Genomic DNA, 19883 nt, shown 5'->3' with positions numbered 1-19883 from the left:
CCCTATTCCTGGCGGATGGTGATGTCTGCTTGCTGGTGGCCTGTGTGATTTTTGATGTATGGGCAAGATGTCGTGAATGCTCTTGGTGGGGCTATTTATTATCAATACACGGCTTTGCCCACGATGATGTACAAAAATAATGCGACAAAATTTACAGGTGCTGCTGCACTCTTGCTGGTTGCCGTGGCTGGCATGGGTAAAGCAGAGGCTGCCGCTTGCCGGGTATTGTTCAATGGTCTGGATACCTACCCTGCAGCGCAGTCGTTGATTCTCAATGGCGTGAATGTGGTGCCCACCAATTCGCCGTCCGCTATTTCAAATTTCTTGTCTGGCCCCAGCGCCAATTTGCCGCAGTATGATGCCATCTGGCTGCATTGGTATAACGCAACCTATTCTTCGGCGGGTATTCCTTCTGTTGCGGACGCCGCTGCATTGGTCGCCTACCTGGGCGGGGGTGGCCGGGTGCACTTTACCCAAGATTATGGCAATAATTTTTATAATGAATGGGCTGTAGATGTCATGAATGCCAGAGTGGCCTCTGGCTCTGGCGGTGGAAGTATAGCAACCGGGCCTAATTCGGTTTATGGTGGTGCCTGGACAGTGAACAGCGCGGCTATTGGGAATATCGATGCCTTTCCGTTTTCGCTAGGTGCTTCGGTCATGTTTGATAACGGCGGTGTGTTGCTGGGCCCGATTCCTGCGCAGAATCGGCTGGCTTACCAAATGTCGTTGAGCGATCCTGCGGCACCGATCAGTGTGGCTGCCTTTGGCGAAGCAGATATGAACGGCAATGCCGGACGCATCACTTATTTTGGTGATGGCGGCAATCTAGGGGGAGCGAACCAAACCGATGCGAACATGCAGGTCATCAAGAACCTGCAGGCGTTTTTGCTGGCTCCATCAGCCTGCCGAGCCCCGCTGGCTGCGCAGGAGGACTCCGGCACGATGGATGCGGCCGGAGGGATTGCCATCAGCAATGTGCTGGTCAACGATGATATGAATCCAGGTGGTTTGCATGGGCAGGTGGTGCCGACGCTTGGATCCGTGGTGACAATGGCGGAACTGCCGGGGACCAATACGTCCCCTGCGGGCTTTCCCATGGTCCTGGATACCAATACCGGCAGCGTGAGCCTGAGCCCCGCAACTCCGCCGGGAACCTATTCCTTGGACTACCAGTACTGCCAGATCAGCAAGCCTGATAACTGCGCGAAAGCAACAGCGACCGTGACGGTCAGCGGGCCGACGGAGTTGAGTGCAGTGAATGATCTGGCCTACACCACACAGGGGCAGCCTGTCAGTATCGACGTTCGCGCCAATGACACCACGGTGCCGGCGGCGCAGAGCATCGGTGTGCCATCCATCAGCCAGCAGCCATCCCATGGCAGCGTGAGCATCGATGGCTCGGGCAACATGGTCTACACGCCCGATGCCGGTTTTTCTGGCACCGATAGCTTCGACTACCAGGTCTGTCTGGAGGCGGCACCTTCTGAGTGCAAGCCCGCAGTCGTGACCGTGAGGGTATTGGGCGTGACTGCCACGGCGGATTCAGCCAGCACCGCGATCAATACCCCCGTGACGATCCGCATTTTGGACAATGATGCCTCCAGCGACACAACCAGCGCGCCACTGGGGGGGATGGCGACAGGCGTGTCTGCGCCAGCGCATGGTGCGGTGGCCTACAACGCCGATGGCTCCGCCAGCTACACGCCCGCATCGGGATTCTCGGGAACGGATACCTTCACATACCAGATCTGCAGCCTGCAAGGCCCGTATCCGCAGCCGGTGTGCCAGACGGCGATGGTCACGGTGGTGGTGAGTCCCGTGCAAACACCGTCGGGTGCTGGTCCTGTACAGGCGGTGCCGGTCGATAGCCCTTGGGTGCTGTGGCTGGTATCGATGGGCTTGGTCGGTCTGGCAGCGCGTCGCTATCGCTTGCGTTGATCGCTGCAGCGGTGACGGGTAGGGGGCTTTTGATGGCGCAGCCGACTGCCGCTGCGGTGCCTGGCAGTGCAAGCGGGCACTGGCGACGTCTCTGCCAGTAGGCTGTCCCGGCCTGCCTTGGCCTGGCCTGGCTTGGCTTGGCCGGGGTTAGGCCGGATCACTCTGGTGGCTGCTTTGCCTTACCCATGTCAGGGATCCTCTGCCAAACTCCCTGCCGTGGTCTGAGCGCGCTGTCAGGCGATCGGCTGCGTTGTTTTCCTTGGCCATAGCGACAGCTCGGCTGTAAATACCGCCTTGTGTCACCTCCAGATCCGCATCCCTTCGATTGGGCAAGGGCCATGCAGGCGACCGCCCTGGCTGGGCGGCAACCTTGCTCCTTGGCTTGTGCCAATCCGCATTTCGGCAGGCTGATGCAGGCAATGAAAAGCCTTTGCACTGTCGCAGGCAGCAGATGATGGCTTGACAGCTTGCGTCTGTATAATTAATATCCATCCGGTCGGAAATAAATATTGCTGCCATGGGACGCTCAAGAGTCATCGACCAAGATCAACTGCTGGATGCCGCCGAAGCGGTCATCGCGCGAGACGGTGCGGCCAAGCTTACGCTCGATGGGGTTGCGGCCCAGGCGGGTGTCAGCAAGGCCAGCGTCACCTACGACCACAAGACCAAACAGGGTCTGATCAAGGCCCTGGTCCACAGGGCCCTGGAGCGTGATAACGCATTCAACCAGGCCGCCGCCCGGCAGTTCAATGGTGGCGACGCTCAGACGGTGCGGGGGCGCATTGCGGCAGCGGCCCATCCGCTTCCGCCACCTCAGCGCGCCGTGGCCTTGAATCTGTGCGCGGCCCTGGCGCAGGATGGGGAGCTGCGCGCGCTGATGCAGGCCAACCAGGCCATGGTCATCGCGGCCCTGCAGGCCGACGCCGCCCAGCCGCGCGCGGCCCTGGTGGCCTATTTGGCGCTCGAGGGCTTGAAGCTTCTGGAAAGCCTGGACTTCCACTCCTTCGCTGCCGCTGACAGACAGCGCCTGCTTGCGGACATCGAAGCGCTGTTGGGCGCTGCTTCTGCAGCCGCACCGGTAGCTGCGGCGGACTAACTCCCATAGGTCTCCTGGCGTCGCTAGCGCGGGTCGCGCCGGCGCTCCCTTCTCGACGAGCCCGACGGGCTGCATGCGCAGCCTGTGGCCGCCCCCTTTTCATTGCTCATTGCCAGCCCATGTTTGATTCTTCACTTCCTTTGACAGCTTCGCACGCCATGTCTGAACCGCGCCTGCGCAGGCTTTTTATCACCGGTGGCAGCGGCTATGTGGGCCGCAATGTCGTGCGGCATTTTGTAGCGCAAGGCGTTGAGGTACACGCGTTGGCGCGCAGTGCCCAGGCGGGTCAATGCTTGCATGCGCTGGGTGCCAAGCCTGTCGAGGCAGACCTGTTTTCTGCGCAACTGCCACTGGCCATGCAAGGCTGCGATGCGCTGGTGCATGCAGCGGCGGACACCCAGCATGGCCTGGCGAGCCGGGGCCAGCATCTCGTCAATGTCGAAGGGACTCGCCGGGTGCTGGCTGCAGCAGCCCAGGCACAGGTCGCGCGTGTGGTGCACATCAGCACGGAGTCGGTGTTGCTCGATGGCCGGGCGCTGGTCCATGCCGACGAAAGCCATCCCTATCCTCTGCGGCCAGCCGGAGGCTATTCGGCCAGCAAGATAGAGGCGGAACAGATCGCCTTGGCCGCAGCGCAGCAGGGCTTGCATGTTTGTGTGCTGCGCCCGCGCTTTGTCTGGGGGCGGGATGACACGACAGCCCTGCCGCAGTTGCTGCAAGCGGTCGACGCCGGCAAGTTTGCCTGGGTTGGTACGGGGCGGTACCGTACCTCGACCACCCACATTGGGAACCTGGTGCATGGCATAGAGCGGGCCTTGCTGGCGGGCGAGGCCGGGCAGTGCTATTTCATTGCTGATGCGGATGTGGTCGAATTTCGGACATTCATCAGCGACCTCCTGGCCACCCAAGGGCGGTGCGCGTCCGGCAAGTCGGTGCCTCGGTGGTTGGTGTATAGGTTGGCCTCGGTCTGCGAAGGTATTGCGCCGTGGTTGGGCGGGCGTTGGCAGCCACCGGTGACGCGGCAGGCGCTGGCCACCTCGGCCGTCGAGGTCAGTCTGAATATCGACAAGGCCCCCAACAGCCTGGGTTATGCCCCAGTGGTAAGCCGGGCTGATGGTTTGGAGGAGCTGCGGCAGCTGCGCAAAGCCCAAGCGCAGCGCAAGGATGGAAACGCCAGCGAGGCCGCTTAGCTGGAGCCCGAACCGCTACCGCTTGGCGCTCTGCAGTGCCAGCAATTGCCGACACCTGCCGAAAGCCTGGCCTGCATCGGGAGCGGGTGCCCGCCAATTGTGCTTGGGCCCGGCGCCGCCTTCTTGGGCAACAAGCGGGCCGGCATGGCCAGCGTCGCTGGGAGCAGAGGCTGGACATCGGGAAAGTCTCTATGGCAGGTGCTCCATGTTTGGCTGGGGAGGGCGGGTCTGTTGTCAGCCATTGCCGCAAGTGACTGTTCTTGGGTGCTGCATATGAAACAAGCCGGTACTCCTATGCTATGTTTGTGACAGCCGCAGGATGACAACACGCGACCGGTCGGAGGGTTGTGTGTTGCAGACCTGATTTTTCATTGCGATGCGCCCGAAGAGGAGGCCGTATGAGATCCCGTGCAAAGTCTTTGTCGGAATTGCAAATCACCGTGGTCACCCCCGACCAGATCAAGCTGTTCAAGATGGCTTATCTGGCAGGCATTACCGATGCGGCAGCCATTTTTGATGCCGACAGTGAACTGGTCGCCAGTGACGAGGTGGCCGAGCGTATTACGCAGGCCTTGGACGAGGCGGTAGCCTCTTTTGAAGACGATTGCCTCTCGGTCGGGCCCTGCCATCTGGCACCCGAATCCGATACCTAGCGCCCCCTTGCTGCGCCCAGCCAGCCCCGCCTGCGGGGCTTTTTTTACGCCCGTAGCGAGGGCAGGTCTGGGTTCAGGGTCATAAAAAATTCATCTGATACAGCTGTTGAAAGTTGTTCGTTAACTTTAAAATGAAACGGTCGTCACAAAAACGGATGAGCAATGGATGCTGTTAAATGGTTGCTGCTGACCTATAAAGTCCCGGCCGAGCCCACGGCCAAACGCATGGCGCTGTGGCGGCGCCTCAAGGCTCTCGGGGCCATATACCTGCAAAACGGTGTGTGTTTGTTGCCCAAGACCGATGACCATGTGCGCCGGCTCAAGGTGCTGGAGAACGACATTGCCGCGATGGATGGGGACTGCGTGCTGCTGGAGACCATTGCGCTCGACCGGCTGCAGGAGGACAAGGTCATCACCCGCTTCAAGGCCGACCGCGACGACCAGTACCGCGAACTGCTGGGCCGCTGCCAGGATTTCGAGGCCGAGATCGCCAAGGAGATCGCGATCGAGAAGTTCACTTATGCCGAGCTGGATGAAGAAGAGACCGACCTGAAAAAACTGCAGGCCTGGTACGAGAAGATCCGCAAGCTGGACTTCTACGACGCGCCACTGGCAGTGACGGCGGCCGAGCGCCTGCAGCACTGCGAATCCTTGCTGGAGGCCTACGCCCAACGGGTGTACGACGCGCATGAAGAAAACCGTTGAACCCCAACAACCCGCAGGCGACAGCGCGTTGCAGCGCGGCGCACGCGCAGTGCCGCGCAGCGTCTGGGCGCTGGGCTTTGTCTCGATGCTGATGGATATCTCGTCCGAGATGGTGCATGCGCTCTTGCCGATCTACATGGTGGCAGTACTGGGCACCTCGGTGCTGGCGGTGGGCCTGATCGAGGGCATTGCCGAGGCCACGGCTTCCATCGTCAAGGTGTTCTCCGGCGCGATCAGCGACCGTTTTGGCAAGCGCAAGCTGCTGGCCGTGCTGGGCTATGGCCTGGGCGCGCTGACCAAGCCGGTGTTTCCGCTGGCGGGCGGCCTGGAATGGCTGGTGGGCGCGCGCTTTGTCGACCGGGTGGGCAAAGGCATTCGCGGCGCGCCCCGTGATGCGCTGGTGGCCGATGTGACCCCGCCGCATTTGCGCGGCACCGCCTACGGCCTGCGCCAGACCCTGGACACCATCGGTGCCTTTACCGGCCCCTTGCTGGCCATCGGCCTGATGTGGTGGACGGCGGATAACTACCAGCTGGTGTTCTGGCTCGCAGTGCTGCCCGCGTTTGCGGCAGTGGCGGTGCTGGTGTTTTTTGTGAAAGAGCCCGCATCTCCTGTCGCCAAACAGCCGCGCCAGCTGCCCTTGCGCAAGAGCGAACTGCAGCGTTTGCCCCGGGCTTACTGGATGGTCGTGGGCCTGGGCCTGGTGTTCACCTTGGCGCGGTTCAGCGAGGCGTTTTTAATTCTGCGCGCGCAGTCGGCTGGCCTGCCTCCGATGTGGGCGCCTGCGGTGCTGGTCGTCATGGGCCTGGCCTACGCGCTGTCGGCCTATCCGGCCGGGGTGCTGTCGGACCGCCGCCCCCGGCAGGATGTGCTGCTCGCCGGCCTGGGCTTGCTGGTGGCCGCCGATCTGGTGCTGGCCTTTGTGCCAGGTGTGCTGGGCCTGGGGCTGGGCGTGGCGCTGTGGGGCCTGCACATGGGTTTTAGCCAGGGCCTGTTCAACGCGATGATTGCCGACAGCGCGTCGGCCGAGCTGCGTGGCACGGCGTTTGGCATTTTCCATTTGCTCACCGGTGTGGCCTTGCTGCTGGCCAGCGTGATTGCCGGGCTGCTCTGGGACGCCATTGGCTACCAGGGCACCTTTGTCTGCGGCGCGGGCTTTGCGCTGCTGGCGGCGCTGGGGGTGCTGCTGCAGCGCCGGCGGGGTTGAGCCGCCCGGCTGGCCCCGCGTTGGTTTCAAACGGCCCTTCGGGGCCGTTTTTGACGGGGCCGTTTGCAGCGTAGGCATTGCGCTGGCTCCTCCATTGCGGCTCTCATGGCGCTGGGCCGCAGCATTATCGGTGTTCAAATATTTATCAAGACTCATTCTCATTTAAAATACCGCGCGGCGCTGGCAGGCCTGCGGTATGACAGGCATGCTCTGGCGCCCCGGGCCATGCCGCAGTGGCGGGCCCTGCTCACAGGATGGTCAAGATGCAAACAGTCCCCAACCCCCCACCAGCACCCAGCCTGCTGGGCTACCGCACGCGTGTCGCGTCGCGGGCCATCGCCGCCATCGGCGGCGGTTATGCCTTGGCAGCGGCTTCTGCCGCAGCGGGGGCCGCGGGCTTTCAAGAGTTGGGCATGGCCCGGGTGGATGCAACGATGGCGGCCACGATGCTGGCCTTTGTGGTCTACGCGATCGCGGCGATGTGGGCCTTTGGCTGCGCAACGGCACTGCGCGCCTGGCTGGGCATTGCGCTGCCGGCGGGGGCCCTGGCGCTGATCGCCTGGGTGCTGGCTCCGGGAGCTGCGGCATGAGGGTCGATGGCAAACCCGAGGGTCTGCGCCAGTCGATGGCCTGGCTGCATACCTGGAGCGGGCTGCTGCTGGGCTGGCTGCTGTATGCGGTGTTCTTTACCGGCACCTTGAGCTTTTTCCGCAGCGAGATCACCGACTGGATGCGGCCCGAACTTCACCAGTCGGTACCCGATGCGGGCACCGCCCAGCGCGGGCTGGATGCCATGCAGGCCATTGCGCCCAAGGCCAGCACCTGGACCTTGTCTCTGCCCAATGAGCGCCAGACGGCCATCGAGGTCTCCTGGCGCGAGCCCGGTGCTGCGGCTGGCCGGGCTGGGACCCAGCGCACGACCCTGGATGCCGGCACCGGCGAGCAGCTGCAGCCGCGCGAGACGCGGGGCGGCAGCTTCTTGTACCGTTTCCATTTCGAGCTCTATGCGATGCCGCGCATCTGGGGCCGCTGGATTGTGGGCTTTGCGACGATGCTGATGCTGGTGGCGATCATCAGCGGCGTCATCACGCACAAGAAGATCTTCAGTGACTTCTTCACCTTCCGCCCGCGCAAGGGCCAGCGTTCCTGGCTCGATGCGCACAATGCAACGGCCGTGCTGGCGCTGCCTTTTCACCTGGTGATCACCTTCAGCGGCCTGGTGCTGCTGATGAACATGCTGATGCCCTGGGGCGTACAGACCGCCTACAGCGGCGACAGCAATGCCTATTTCTCCGAGCTGCGGGGCAACCGCCAGGCGCAGCCCGGCGCAGCCAATGGCAACAACGGTAATGGCCCGCGAGAAGGTGGCCGCGCCAGCCGCGAGGCCAGTGCCGATGCCAACACGCCCGTCGCGATGGCACCTGTGGGCCCGATGGTGGAGGCAGCCTTGCGGCAGTGGCCAGCGCATGGCGTGGGCAGCATCACCGTCAACGCACCGGGCACCGCCCGCGCGACTGTGGAACTGCGCGAGGGTGGGGGCTCCAGCCTGGTCAACCGGGGTGCGGCATCGAGCTTGCTGTTTGACGGCGTGAGTGGCGAGCCGCGCCAGGCGCCCGAGGCCGCAGCCATCTCCTGGCCACGTGCGACCAGCAATGTGGTATCGAGCCTGCACCTGGGCCGCTTTGCCGAGCCGCTGGTGCGCTGGCTGCTGTTCTTGAGTGGCGTCGTCGGCACCACCATGGCGGCGACCGGCATGGTGCTCTGGGTCGTCAAGCGCCTGCCCGAGCGGCGCAAGCTCGGCCGCACGCCCCATGGCCACCGCCTGGTGGAAGTGCTCAATGTGGGCGCGATCGCTGGCCTGTCGGTCGCCACGGCCTCGTTCTTCTGGTTCAACCGCTTATTGCCTGCCGATCTGGTTGGCCGCAGCGATTGGGAGATTCGCGGCTTCTTTACGGTGTGGGCGCTGTGCCTGCTGCACCCCATGCTGCGCCCGCACCGCCAGGCCTGGCGCGAGCAGATGCTGCTGGCCACCGTGCTGCTGGCCTTGTTGCCGCTGCTCAATGGCCTGAGCGGCGGTGCATGGCTGCCCCAAAGCATCGCTGATGCGCAGTGGAGCATTGCCGGTTTTGATTTGATGATGCTGGCGTTGGCGGCCTTGCATGGCTGGGTCGTGTGGTGGCTGGCACGCAGCAGGCAAACTGCGACGCCCGCTGCGCGCAAACCCGCAGCCGCTGCCAAGCCTGCAGCCGCTGATGCCGGTTTGCTGGCGCCGCATGCAGCTGTAGCCAGCGCGATGGAGCAGCAACGATGATCGCTATCGCAAGTCTGCTGTGGGCCTTTGCCGGTTTTGCGGCGCTGGCGGCCGCCATGGACCGCCATGAGGAACAACTGGCTACCGCCGCGCTCGCCACCACAAAGCGCCATGGCTGGCAAGCGGGCGGCAGCGCCTTGCTTTTGCTATCGCTGCTGGCCTGCTTGCAGCGCTGGAACGCCTCGGTCGGCATCGCTGCTTGGCTGGGCCTGTTGACGTTGGCGGCGATGGCCTGGGGCCTGGTGCTGACCTATGCGCCCGAGCGCGCGCGTCGCTTGGCCCTGGCTGCCGCTGCCTCGGGGCTGCTGGCAGCGGCCCTCGCCTACTGAACGCAGAACGCCGCGCCAGGCAATGACCTGACGCGGCGTTATTGTCTCAAAGGCAGTCTGTTTTAGCCCTGGTTGGTCTGCTTGTAAGCGCGGTTGGCGCGTTCCCAAGCGGCCTTTACGGCGGGCTCAGCCTCTGGCCAGCCCAGGCGGCTTTGCGCACGCTCTGCCTGCCAGCGGCGTTCCCAGTCGCTGCGCGCATCGTCCCAATCGACCAGGCCATCGCGCACCGACTGGTAACCGGCGCGGTAGGCGGGCGCGTAGTCGTCATAGGTATAGCCGTCGGCAAAGTAGGGCTCGCGCTGGTAGGCGTCCGACCAGTAGGCATCTTCAGCGGTGGGGTTGACGGCTTCGGCAGCGCCCTTGCCGGCAAGGCCGCCAATCACGGCGCCAACGACACCGCCCACGGCGGTGCCGACGGGCCCTGCGACCGAGCCTGCGGCCGCGCCGGTCAGCGCGCCACCAGCGGCGCCAATGCCCGTGCCAATGGGGTGGGCGCCGGGCTCATCGGTGATCGGATCGGGGTTGAGTTTGGGGTCATGGGGATGGGTCATGCTGTGCTCCTGGGTTCGGTGGAGGACTTGGGTCCTGGTGCCTCCATGGTGCGGCGCTGACCGCGCCCGGGCCGTAGGACAAGCGCAGCAGCGCTGGTACGACGGGCCTGTGCAGGTCTGTCACCCCCGCCTTGCAGCCAGGTAGTGGGGGACCACAAGGGAGCAGGGCGTTTGCCTGACAGACGGCGTCTGCATCTGGCCGCACACTGGTTGCAGCGCAGCCGTTTGCCAATGGATGCGGGCTGGGTCTGCCACCAGCCAGGAATCTTCCTCAACGATGGCCCAGAAGCCCACGCCATGATTCGACTGCAGTTCTCTTTGGAGCTTGCCTATACGGTGCTGACCCCCAGCGCCGACTTTTTCTTCAACTTCCACCCCGCCTTCACCCCGCAGCAGTCGGTGGTGCAGGAGCACCTGAGCGTCAACCAGGCCGGTGCCACCTGGCAGTTGCAGCAAGATGCCGATGGCCAGCGCAGCCTGCGGCTGCAAGCGCAAACCGGCCCGCTCCAGCTCAACTACCAGGCCACCGTCGAGATGCGCCACTACTGCGACGACCCCGAGAGCATTGCCGAGGTGCCGCTCTACCAGTTGCCGCTGGAAGCGCTGCGCTATATCTACCCCAGCCGCTACTGCCAGTCCGACCGGCTTGCCGCCTATGCCTACGATTTGTTTGGGCAACAGGCCCCCGGTTATGCGCGTGCCCAGGCCGTGTGCGACTGGGTGCAGCAGCATGTGAAGTTCCGCTCCAACAGCAGCAGCGGCACCACCTCGGCTGTCGATACCTTGGTCGAGTGCGTCGGCGTTTGCCGCGATTTTGCGCACCTGATGATCGCCATGTGCCGCGCCATCAACCTGCCGGCCCGCTTTGTGACAGGCACTGACTATGGCGCCGACCCCGCCCTGGGACCACCGGATTTCCATGCCTATGTGGAGGTTTACCTGGGCGGGCGCTGGTACCTGTTTGACCCTTCGGGCACCGCCATTCCCATGGGCATGATGCGGCTCGCGACCGGCCGGGATGCCGCCGATGCAGCATTTGCGACCATCTTTGGTGGCGTGACCAGCGAGGCGCCGCGCATCGAGGTGGTGGCTGAGCACGATGGCGGGCAGTGGCAGCTGCCAGTGCACACCCGGCAGGGGCTGTCGACGGCGCTGGTCTGAGCTGTTGTCCATGCATGGAGGTAACGACTAGCTCATTTGGCAAATGAAAGGAGCCATTGAATCTGGCTCGCTACCAAAGCGGGTTGTCAATGTAAGTGAGTGCCAATTGACATTTTCATTTCTTTGTAGAGGAGAAACAGAAAATTCGTACTGAATTTTGCGTGTTTTTTTGCTAGGCACGCCTAATTTTCTGCTTCTACTCCTTAAAGGGCAGCGGTTGTTTGAAATGCATGCGTTGATTTGTATAAATTTAGCAACATTCCGGCGCTGAAAAGTCTGATTTTAGGTTTCCAAGGGTAAGTGAATTGTTATTGCTGTGACAATTCTTGCGCGAATCTTACCCATTGGAAAATGTATGCATCTATTTGAAGAGTTGTTTAAGCGATGTGGTGCGGCGAGGCGCGCTATTGCCGCTGCCATGCTGGCGTTTGTTGCTGTGCTGCCAGGCACCGTTTTGGCGCAGGATGTGCTCTACCTCACACCTGATAACGCCACTCCCGATAACTACGGCATTTTGACGTTCACCGCCGGTGGATTGACCAACCGCTTTGGCCCGGCTGGCACTGGCTGGGTAGATGGCCGTGGTTGGCTATCCAGGGCTACCCCGCTGGATCCGGCGATATTTGACGGCAAGAAACTGGTTGTGGTGACGACGGTATTTGAGCCGCTGAATCTCAACCAGATCGATGTGCTCAAGACCGCAATCACCACCCGTCCAGACACGGCTTTTGTGATATTTGCGGATGGCTGTTGCCAAGCGGATCGCAATCTTGCCCCGATTGCGTCCATTCTGAATGACGCGACTAACTGGGGTATCAGCATTGCTTCTACGCAGACTGGCGGCGCCATTGCCTCGCCGCTCAACACAGCGTCGCCCTACCAGGCAAGCTTTAACGGCTTGAACCCGCTCCAGGGCTCCGCCTATCGCACGATTCAGAACGTTCCAACAGCCAATGCGCTGTATCTACCTCAGGGGGCCAGCATTCCGGTGGCCGCTGCACGTACCTCGGCTTACGGCTTTTTCGCGCCGAAGACCGCGATGAACGGTGGCAGCTGCACTTTCCTCACGGCCGATGCATCACCATTTGGTACAGACAGCGGTGCTAACCAGGCACGCGCAAATCGGATCATTGATGCGTTTGCGAAGGCGGCGTTGGATGAGGATGGTGCTTGCAAGCAGGCGGTGCCGGATGTCGATTTGGCCGTCAGCTTTGACGGCCCAGCGGCGCTGGGCGCTGTGCCGCAAGCCTATACCCTGGACGTGAAGAACCTGGGTGCGACGGCCAGCACCGCGAATACGACAGTGACGGTGACACTACCTTCGGGCTATTCGGCCCAGCAGTTGCCAAGCGCTTGCGCAGCACTGGCTGCACCGCAAAATGGCTTTGCGTGTACCGTAGGCCCATTGGCTGCGCTAAATGGCCAGGCACGCTATAGCGTAGCATTGCAGCGCGCCGTTGGCGCTGCACCGGCTTCGAGCTCGGCCGTGGTTGACGCCGCTCCCAATGGCGAGACGGTCACCGCCAACAACACTGCGACTTTGTTGTTCACCACCGCTCCGGATGTGGCGATCGACTTGGGTGGGCTGCCCCTGTCGGGCACGGTAGGCAGCGCCTATAGCGGTAGCTTCCAATGCACGAACAGCGGCACGGCGGAGATGGCCGATGCTGCCTGCACCGTGACCGGTTTGCCCGAAGGCGTGCAGGTCGGCGCCTGCACCCTCCATGGTGCTGCCTGGTCCTCTCCCGGTGTGATTCCTGAGGGGCAGTCTGTGGTCTGCCAAGTCAGCGGCACTGCTAGCCAGGACAGCGTATTTGCAGTGCAAGGCACAGGCGGCTCCAGCACGGCAAATGCCAGCGTGACCATTGGTGTGCCAGCGCCCGATCCAGATCCAGTTCCTGTTGCAGCAACCCCGGTGCCAACGCTTTCACTGTGGAGCCAATCACTGATCAGCGGTCTGTTGGTGGCTCTGGGCTTGGTGGCGGTGCACCGTAGGCGCAGCCAGCGCTGATCTGCACGGGCCGCTGTGGGTGCGAGCCTGCACTGCAAGTGCAAGCTTGCGCAAGCCCAGCCAAACCGCATGGCTTCCCCGCGGCCCGCTTGCGGCAGGTGCAAGCACCTGTTGGTGGCGAGATTGCGCGATGCTGCTTTGTTGATGCAGCACAAAGACTCGCCATTGCGCTTGGCAACTGCGTAGCCCAAAAAAATGCCGCCCCAGTGGGGCGGCAGTGCATTCAAGAAGAAAGCCGATCCTGAAAAACAGGGTGTCCATGCAAATCAAGAGAGGGAGGGAGGGTACGCATGAACTCGGCGAAAGCGATGGTCAAATTCTAGGACGGCTATCGCGGCTCAATGGGCTAACGCATGGCGCAATCGTCAGCAATTGACAAAAAAAAGAGCCCGCATGACTGCGGGCTCCAAGGTCGTTTTCCTTTTCTTCTACTTCTACCTCCCTCCAGAGGAATCGAGATCATATGTCAAAACTATGACTAGCTGATAATCATAAATTCAACAAATGTCAGCTTCTTGAAAGCTAGAGAATTTCAAGCAGAAATTCACTAATTTAATGCTAAATGCTATCAATCTGTCAAATTGATAAATACTGCAGTGGTTGCCTGTATGGCAGCCCGATTTTCCACAAACAGCGGCGTCGAATCAGCAGGTTGTACGCGCCGCTAGTTGGTATCAATCGTTACCAGGTGCATTGCTGTTTAGCATGCACTGGGCGCAACTGATTGTTGACCGTGCAATATTATGTACTAATTTTGATAGCGAAAAGCCGCAGCTTGCCGAGCGCCTGACAGCATGAAGAAGCGCGTTGGTGCGGCGGGGCGGGCTTAACGGGGTATGAGGGCCGGCGAAGCAGGCCAACCCTTCTTTACGAGAGGGCTGGCGTCAAAGGCAGATTGTGTCGTTGACCAAGTTCTTAGGCCACCGGCTTGCGGCCCACCGTGCGGATCAGCTCACCCACGCGCAGCATGTACTGGTCAAAGGCCTGGTTGGCAGCAGCCTGGCTGTCGGTGGGCTGGGCAACGGTGCGGCCTTCGGCCTCCAGGCGGGCGCGAATCTCGGGGTTTTGCAGTGCCGCGCCAATGGCATTGCGCAACAGGCTGACCCGCTCGGCCGGGCAGCCTTGCTTGACAAAGTAGCCGCCGCTGATGGTGTAGGCAAAGTCAGGCAACTGCTGGCTTTGGCTGATCAGCGGGATATGGGCCAGGGGGGAGGGCAGTTCCTTGGAGAAGCTGGTGACCACCTTGAGCCGGCCCTGGGCCTGCATCGCATCAAAGCTGGTCTGGTAGGGGAGGATAGCCAGGTCCACCTCGCCACCGGCGACACCTTGCAAGGCGGGGGCACCGCCCTTGTAGGGCACATGCAGCAAGGGCGCGCCCACACGCGTTGCCAAGGCCTCGCCCATCAGGTGGTAGATGGAATCAATGCCCACGGTGGCGTAGGTGAGCGGCTTGGCGCTGCTTTGCTTGGCCAGCGCAATCACCTTGTCCAGCGAATCGGCCTGCAGGCCATTGCGGGCCAGCAGCACGATATGCGCTTCGCTGATCGGCGCGACCAGGCTGAAATCCTTGGGTGCGTAGCGGGCCGAGGGGTTGAGCATGGGCGCCAGAAACACCTCGTTGATCGAGCCATGGAAGAACGTATAGGCATCGGCCTGCGCGCTCAAGACCTTGTTGGCGCCGATGAGGCCGGTGCCGCCGCCGTAGTTCTCGACCACGACCTGCTGCTTGAGCGTCTTGCCAATGGATTCGCCAAAGATGCGGGCGGCGGTATCGCTGGCGCCGCCTGCTGGGTAGGGCACCACCAGCGACAAGGGCTTGCTGGGGTAGCCATCGGCGGCCCAGGCCGGTTGTGTGGCCAGCCACGGGGCGCCTGCCAGCAGGCTGGCGTATTGAAGGAACTGGCGGCGATGGGTTGCGGTCATGGTGCTCTCGCTAGGTGGGGGTTATTGCAGATAGCTGTGTGCCAGGCTGGCCCAGAAGGCCGCGCCGATGGGCAGGGCCTTGTCATTGAAGTCATACAGCGGGTTGTGCACCATGCAGCCGCCGTCCTGCCCCAGGCCATTGCCCAGCCGCACATAGGCGCCGGGGCGGTGCTCCAGCATGTAGGCAAAGTCCTCGCTGCCCATGACCGGGCCGCGCGTGACCACGTTGTCGGCGCCCAGCAGTTTTGCGGCCACTTCGCGGGCACGCTCCGTTTGCGCGGCATGGTTGACCAGCACCGGGTACTTGCGCTCGTACAGCAGATCGGCCTTGAGCTGGTAGCTCTGCGCCTGGGCGCTGACAAAGTCGCGCAGCCGGGTTTCGATCTGGTTGCGCACCTCGGGGTTGAGCGCGCGGATGCCGATCTTGATCGTCGCGCTCTCGGGCACGATGTTGTAGGTGGCGCCCGCCTGGATCGAGCCCACGGTGATGACGGCCGATTTGAGGGCATCGACCTCGCGGCTGACCAGCGACTGCAGGCCCAGCACGATGCTGGCAGCCGCCTGCATCACATCGATGCCATGGTGGGGCATGGCGCCGTGCGCCGAGCGCCCAGTCAGGGTGACGGTGGCGCGGTCAAACGAGGCCATCGCCGGGCCGGTGATCATGCCGATCTGGCCCACCGGCAGGCCTGGCGTGTTGTGCAGCGCATAGATTTCATCGCAGGGGAACTGCTCGAACAGGCCGTCATCGACCATGCGCAAGGCGCCGCCTTCGTTCTCTTCCGCTGGCTGAAAAATCAGGTTCAGGGTGCCGCTGTAGTCCACCGATTCGGCCAGGTAGCGCGCCGCGCACAGCAAGATGGCCGTGTGGCCATCGTGGCCGCAGGCATGCATCTTGCCGCTCAGGGTGCTGGCGTAGGGCAGGCCGGTTTTTTCCTGGATCGGCAGCGCATCCATGTCGGCGCGAATGCCGATGCTGCGGCTGCCCTGGCCTTTTTTGAGGCGGCCCACGACGCCGGTGCTGCCCAGGCCCCGGTGTACTTCATAGCCCCAGGACTGCAGGCGCTCGGCCACCAGGTCGCTGGTGCGCAGCTCTTCAAACGCCAGCTCGGGGAAAGCATGGATCTGGTGGCGGATGCCGACAAACTCAGGCGCAAGAGCCTGTACGGCAGATAGCAAGGAGGGTTTGATGGGTGCGTTCATGGTGGGGCCGTCACAAAAAAGTCAAACCATTATCGAAACTGCCATCCGTCGCGTCCATGACAACGCCGGCAATCAAACGTTGCAACAATCGCAACAATGGGCGGAGGCAAGCGATGTTGAACCTGGGGATGGACGATGTGCTGGACCGCAAGCGGGCGCTGTGCCTGCTGCAGATCATGGAAACCGGCTCGGTGCGCGGCGCCGCTGAGGTGCTGGCGGTCGACCCGTCGATGGTCAGCCGCACGGTGGCCCGGCTGGAGCAGGACACCGGCCTGGTGCTGCTGGAGCGGCGCGGCCGGGGCGTGGTGGTGACTGATGCCGGGCGCATGCTGGCGCTGTTTGCCCGCCGCCAGCAGGACCTGCACGACACCTTTGTCGCCGAGGTCAACAGCCTCAAGAACGCCCAATCCGGCCATCTGGACCTGGTGCTGGGCGAGGGTACGCTGGATATGGTGATGGCGCCGGTGCTGCAGCCATTTATCAAAGCCCATGGCGATGTGCGCTACCACATCAAGGTGGCGGGCACCGAAGAGGCCGTGCAGTGCATTCTGGAGGACCGGGCACATATCGGCATCGTGTTCCAGCCGCCGGCCGATGCGCGCCTGCGCTCCCACCATGCCCGGTTGGCCCCCGTGCGGGTGCATGTGCGCAAGGGCCACCCGCTGGCCAGCCACCAGGGCCCGCTGAGCCTGGCCGATCTGGCGCCTTACCCGGGCGCGGCGCTGGAGGAATCCTTTGGCGTGCGCAAGCACATCCAGGCCGCCGAGCTGGAGGAGAACATCCGCCTGCAGCCGATGCTGACCACCAACTCCTTCAAGGTGCTGTGGGATTTTGCGGTGATGGGTCTGGGCTACATCATGACGCCGCGCTCCATTCCGCTCCAAGGGGTGGCGCTGGATACGCTGGTGTCGCTGCCGCTGGCCAGCCCGGTGCTCAACCACAGCCAGCTGCATGTGGTCACCCGCAGCGGCCGGCCGCTGTCGCCGGTGGCGTCGCAATTGCTGCGCCATATGCTGGCGGCGTTTTCGGCGGCTTGATGTGGCGCCGCGACGGGACGGGCGGTGCAACGGGGCAGCGCAAGCGGGCGGCCTACCGGCCGCAAGCCTCGGCTCTGAGCCTTAGCCTGGCCGCCGCGCCAAGAGCGCCCAGACCCCGGCGGCCGACAGCAGGCCACCCCCTGCCATGTTGAACCAGCGCAACGACCTGGGTGAGGACAGCAGCTTTCTGGCAGACGATGCAAAGGCGGCATAGAGCGTGGCGTTGAGGGTGGCCATCACGACAAAGGTCAGGGCCAGAATCCAGAGCTGGCGCCCAAGCGGTGCCTCGGCGCTGATGAACTGCGGCAGAAATGCCACGAAGAACACAATGCCTTTGGGGTTGAGCGCCGTGACCAGGTAGGTATTGGCAAATAGCTTCCAGCGGGAGCTGGAGGCAGGCGCGGCAGCCAGCTCGGACGGCGAGATGCCAGCGCGCAAGAGCTTGATGCCCAGGTAGAGCAGGTAGAGGCCGCCTGCCCATTTGACGACGGTGAACCACCAGGCCGACGCTGCCAAGAGCGCCCCCAGCCCCAACAGCGACACCACCAGCGCCGTCGAATCGCCCAGCGCCACTGCTGCGACCAGCGGTACATTGGCGCGGCGCCCCTGAGCCATCGAATAGCTGATGACCGTGAGAATTGTCGGTCCCGGAATGATGAGCAGCACGGCAGATGCTGCGACAAAGGCAAACCACAGTTCGATCGGCATGGAGGCTCCTGGTGGCGGCGGGGCAAAGGGGGATCGGGCGGGAGTCACGCGCCGGGTACTGGCGACTATGTTGGTGAGCGGGCCCTGGCGCTGTGCCATGGTACGGCGAATCGCCCCCGGGCGCTGTCTGTCGTGCGTCGCTGCCTGCGCGACCAGCCATCCACTACCAAATATCTTGGGCTGGTGTGCCCTGGTGGTAGCGCAGCTGCCAATGGCCATCTGTCAGCAACCAGATCGACGAGCGCAGCGTGTGCTTGCTGCGCAGGCCCTGCGCATCGCGCTGCGCGCTGCGGTAGGTGAGCAGCGCCACGCCGGGTGCCAGCTCGGTAGCCGCATAGCCGTCTGCCACGATCTCGGCGGCGTCCAATTCATTGCGCAGCGCCTCCAGTACCCGCTCTCGGGTATAGCGCTGGCCGGAGCGGCCTGTCTCTTCAAAGGCCGGGTGCAGCAGCTGCGACACGCGCCAGGGCTGGTTGCGGATCTCCGGGCGGTGGAGCAGGGCTTCCCGTTGTGAAAGCTGCTGGGTGAGTGTGGGGTCCATGCGCGCGTGCCTGTAGGTGTTGTTGGTGCTGGTTGCCCGCGAGGGGCAACAGGCATCCTAGCAGGCGCGCCATGCCAACCCACCAGCACCAGCACGAGCACTTGCACGAGGGCCAGCACTAGCCAAACGTAAACGCATAGCCCTGTGCACCCGCATCCAGAAACTCGATCTCCACTGTGCGTTGCTTCACTGGGCCCTGCTGGCGCACCAGCTGGTAGAGCCGCGTGGCATCGACCTGGCCGTAGCCCTGGGCATCGACATCGCTGCCGTGGTGGCTGCCCGGGGGCTGGCCATCGATGGTGATCCTAAACCGCAAGGGGCCAGCACCGGCAGCGCCCAGCACCAGGTTGGCATCGCGGGCCTCAAAGCGCAGCGCCAAGCGCCCGCCCGCCTCATTGGCTTGCACCAATTCGGGCATCAAGGTCCAGTTGCCCTGCAAGGTCCAGGTGTTGAGGCGCAGCGACGCGGCCTGGTAGTCCGCTGCCTTGTCGGGGACGGGGCGGCCTGCCAGGCGCAGGCTGCCGCCTTTGTCATAGCCCAGGTAGAGCTCCGGGCTGCGCAGGCTGGCGGTGTCGGCGGCCATGCCCAAGCCCTGGGTGTCGGGGACCGTGTTGGCAGTAGACGCAGGTGCCGTTGCCGCCGATGGCGCCTGGGCTTCGCGCAGCAGCTCGTTGAGCGCACGCTCGGTGGCCGCATAGCCGCCTTCGCCAAACTGGTGGTGGCGCACCCGCCCTTGGGCATCCACCAGGTAGAGGGCCGGCCAGTACTGGTTGTTAAAGGCGCGCCAGATGCGAAACCCGTTGTCCTGCACGACGGGGTAGCTGATCTTGAGCTGCTGCAAGGCCTTTTCGACATTGCTGCGGTCCTTCTCGAAAGCGAACTCGGGCGCATGCACCCCCACCACGACCAGGCCGCGATCGGCATACTTTTGCGCCCAGGCTTTGACATACGGCAGCGTGCGCAGGCAGTTGACGCAGGAGTAGGTCCAGAAATTGACCAGCACCACCTTGCCACGCAGCGCGGGGATGGACTGCGGCTCGGCGTTCAGCCATTGCGTGCCGCCGTCCAGGCTGGGGCGGGTCGATTCCACCGGCAGGGAGCTGGTGTAAGGGGCGCCATCACCCAGCTGTGCTGCGGTACTGCCCGCCCGCTCGGCCGCTTGGGCCGAAGGCATGGCCGCTTGCAGCAGGCTGCTTTCCAGCCCATTGCTGCCCAAGCCGTTCAATGCGCCTGATTGTGCGAGCAGGCGGCTGTCCAGCCCGGTGGCCACGGCCAGCACGGCGGCCAGCATCGCGGCGCCTGCGGCGCGCCGGCCG

Annotated in this window: 18 protein-coding genes; 12 read left to right on the top strand and 6 right to left on the bottom strand. The window is 63.3% G+C overall.

All coding sequences use genetic code 11. The annotated features are described in order from the left end of the window. The first annotated feature begins 54 nt into the window (after positions 1–54). The 9 genes from H928_RS0103215 to H928_RS0103175 all read left to right on the top strand — a co-directional run bounded on the left by H928_RS0103215 (position 55) and on the right by H928_RS0103175 (position 9432). Positions 55–1941 carry an Ig-like domain-containing protein gene (locus tag H928_RS0103215; RefSeq protein ID WP_148293017.1) on the top strand — a complete coding sequence of 629 codons (1887 nt, stop codon included), beginning with the start codon at positions 55–57 and terminating at the stop codon, positions 1939–1941. Positions 1942–2458: 517 nt separating this feature from the next. Beyond that, on the top strand, positions 2459–3037 hold the full coding sequence (locus H928_RS0103210) for a TetR/AcrR family transcriptional regulator (protein ID WP_021025218.1): 579 nt from the start codon (positions 2459–2461) through the stop codon (positions 3035–3037). A 158-nt stretch (positions 3038–3195) separates the two neighbouring features. Continuing rightward, a complete protein-coding gene (locus H928_RS0103205; protein WP_043338442.1) occupies positions 3196–4227 on the top strand; it encodes an NAD(P)-dependent oxidoreductase in 1032 nt (343 codons plus the stop codon). A 398-nt stretch (positions 4228–4625) separates the two neighbouring features. Further along, on the top strand, positions 4626–4880 hold the full coding sequence (locus H928_RS0103200) for a hypothetical protein (protein WP_148293016.1): 255 nt from the start codon (positions 4626–4628) through the stop codon (positions 4878–4880). A 162-nt stretch (positions 4881–5042) separates the two neighbouring features. Continuing rightward, positions 5043–5585: a Chromate resistance protein ChrB gene (locus tag H928_RS0103195; protein ID WP_027010497.1), complete on the top strand. Its 543-nt coding sequence runs from the start codon at positions 5043–5045 to the stop codon at positions 5583–5585. Continuing rightward, on the top strand, positions 5569–6792 hold the full coding sequence (locus tag H928_RS0103190; RefSeq protein WP_021025214.1) for an MFS transporter: 1224 nt from the start codon (positions 5569–5571) through the stop codon (positions 6790–6792). The genes H928_RS0103195 and H928_RS0103190 overlap by 17 nt, the downstream gene beginning before the upstream one ends. 263 nt (positions 6793–7055) lie before the next feature. Beyond that, on the top strand, positions 7056–7382 hold the full coding sequence (locus tag H928_RS0103185; RefSeq protein WP_043338446.1) for a DUF3649 domain-containing protein: 327 nt from the start codon (positions 7056–7058) through the stop codon (positions 7380–7382). Then, positions 7379–9103, top strand: coding sequence for a PepSY domain-containing protein (locus H928_RS0103180; protein WP_021025212.1), 1725 nt, complete (start codon positions 7379–7381; stop codon positions 9101–9103). Before H928_RS0103185 ends, H928_RS0103180 begins: the two co-directional genes overlap by 4 nt. Continuing rightward, a complete protein-coding gene (locus H928_RS0103175; RefSeq protein WP_021025211.1) occupies positions 9100–9432 on the top strand; it encodes a DUF3325 family protein in 333 nt (110 codons plus the stop codon). Before H928_RS0103180 ends, H928_RS0103175 begins: the two co-directional genes overlap by 4 nt. Positions 9433–9494: 62 nt before the next feature. On the opposite strand, the gene H928_RS0103170 is transcribed toward H928_RS0103175, so the two are convergent. Then, positions 9495–9983 (bottom strand): hypothetical protein, encoded by a 489-nt coding sequence (locus H928_RS0103170; RefSeq protein WP_021025210.1) that lies wholly within the window; start codon positions 9981–9983, stop codon positions 9495–9497. Between the two features lie 297 nt (positions 9984–10280). On the opposite strand from H928_RS0103170, the gene H928_RS0103165 reads away from it, so the two are divergent. Next, the gene (locus H928_RS0103165) at positions 10281–11144 is read left to right on the top strand and encodes a transglutaminase family protein (RefSeq protein ID WP_027010494.1); all 864 of its coding nucleotides are present in this window, start codon (positions 10281–10283) and stop codon (positions 11142–11144) included. Positions 11145–11562: 418 nt separating this feature from the next. Then, on the top strand, positions 11563–13155 hold the full coding sequence (locus H928_RS29960; protein WP_021025208.1) for a hypothetical protein: 1593 nt from the start codon (positions 11563–11565) through the stop codon (positions 13153–13155). 915 nt (positions 13156–14070) lie between these two features. Here H928_RS29960 and H928_RS0103155 read toward each other — a convergent pair. Both H928_RS0103155 and H928_RS0103150 read right to left on the bottom strand, forming a co-directional pair. Continuing rightward, the gene (locus H928_RS0103155; protein ID WP_021025207.1) at positions 14071–15078 is read right to left on the bottom strand and encodes a tripartite tricarboxylate transporter substrate binding protein; all 1008 of its coding nucleotides are present in this window, start codon (positions 15076–15078) and stop codon (positions 14071–14073) included. A 21-nt stretch (positions 15079–15099) separates the two neighbouring features. Beyond that, positions 15100–16281: a M20 aminoacylase family protein gene (locus H928_RS0103150; protein WP_021025206.1), complete on the bottom strand. Its 1182-nt coding sequence runs from the start codon at positions 16279–16281 to the stop codon at positions 15100–15102. A 128-nt stretch (positions 16282–16409) separates the two neighbouring features. Here H928_RS0103150 and H928_RS0103145 point away from each other — a divergent pair, with 128 nt between their 5' ends. After that, complete coding sequence (locus H928_RS0103145) at positions 16410–17318, top strand: LysR family transcriptional regulator (RefSeq protein ID WP_021025205.1); 909 nt, start codon at positions 16410–16412, stop codon at positions 17316–17318. Between the two features lie 81 nt (positions 17319–17399). Here H928_RS0103145 and H928_RS0103140 read toward each other — a convergent pair whose 3' ends face one another. The 3 genes from H928_RS0103140 to H928_RS0103130 form a co-directional block, all read right to left on the bottom strand. Next, positions 17400–18026 carry a LysE family translocator gene (locus H928_RS0103140; RefSeq protein WP_021025204.1) on the bottom strand — a complete coding sequence of 209 codons (627 nt, stop codon included), beginning with the start codon at positions 18024–18026 and terminating at the stop codon, positions 17400–17402. A 163-nt stretch (positions 18027–18189) separates the two neighbouring features. Next, positions 18190–18567 (bottom strand): DUF4440 domain-containing protein, encoded by a 378-nt coding sequence (locus H928_RS0103135; protein WP_021025203.1) that lies wholly within the window; start codon positions 18565–18567, stop codon positions 18190–18192. 118 nt (positions 18568–18685) lie between these two features. Beyond that, positions 18686–19883, bottom strand: a 1198-nt coding sequence (locus tag H928_RS0103130; RefSeq protein ID WP_021025202.1) for a thioredoxin family protein, incomplete at its 5' end; no start/stop codon positions are given.

This window comes from Comamonas sp. B-9 (assembly GCF_000410635.1).
In the GTDB taxonomy this organism is placed as follows: Bacteria; Pseudomonadota; Gammaproteobacteria; order Burkholderiales; family Burkholderiaceae_C; genus Comamonas.
This window is presented reverse-complemented; position numbering and strand designations above follow the sequence as displayed.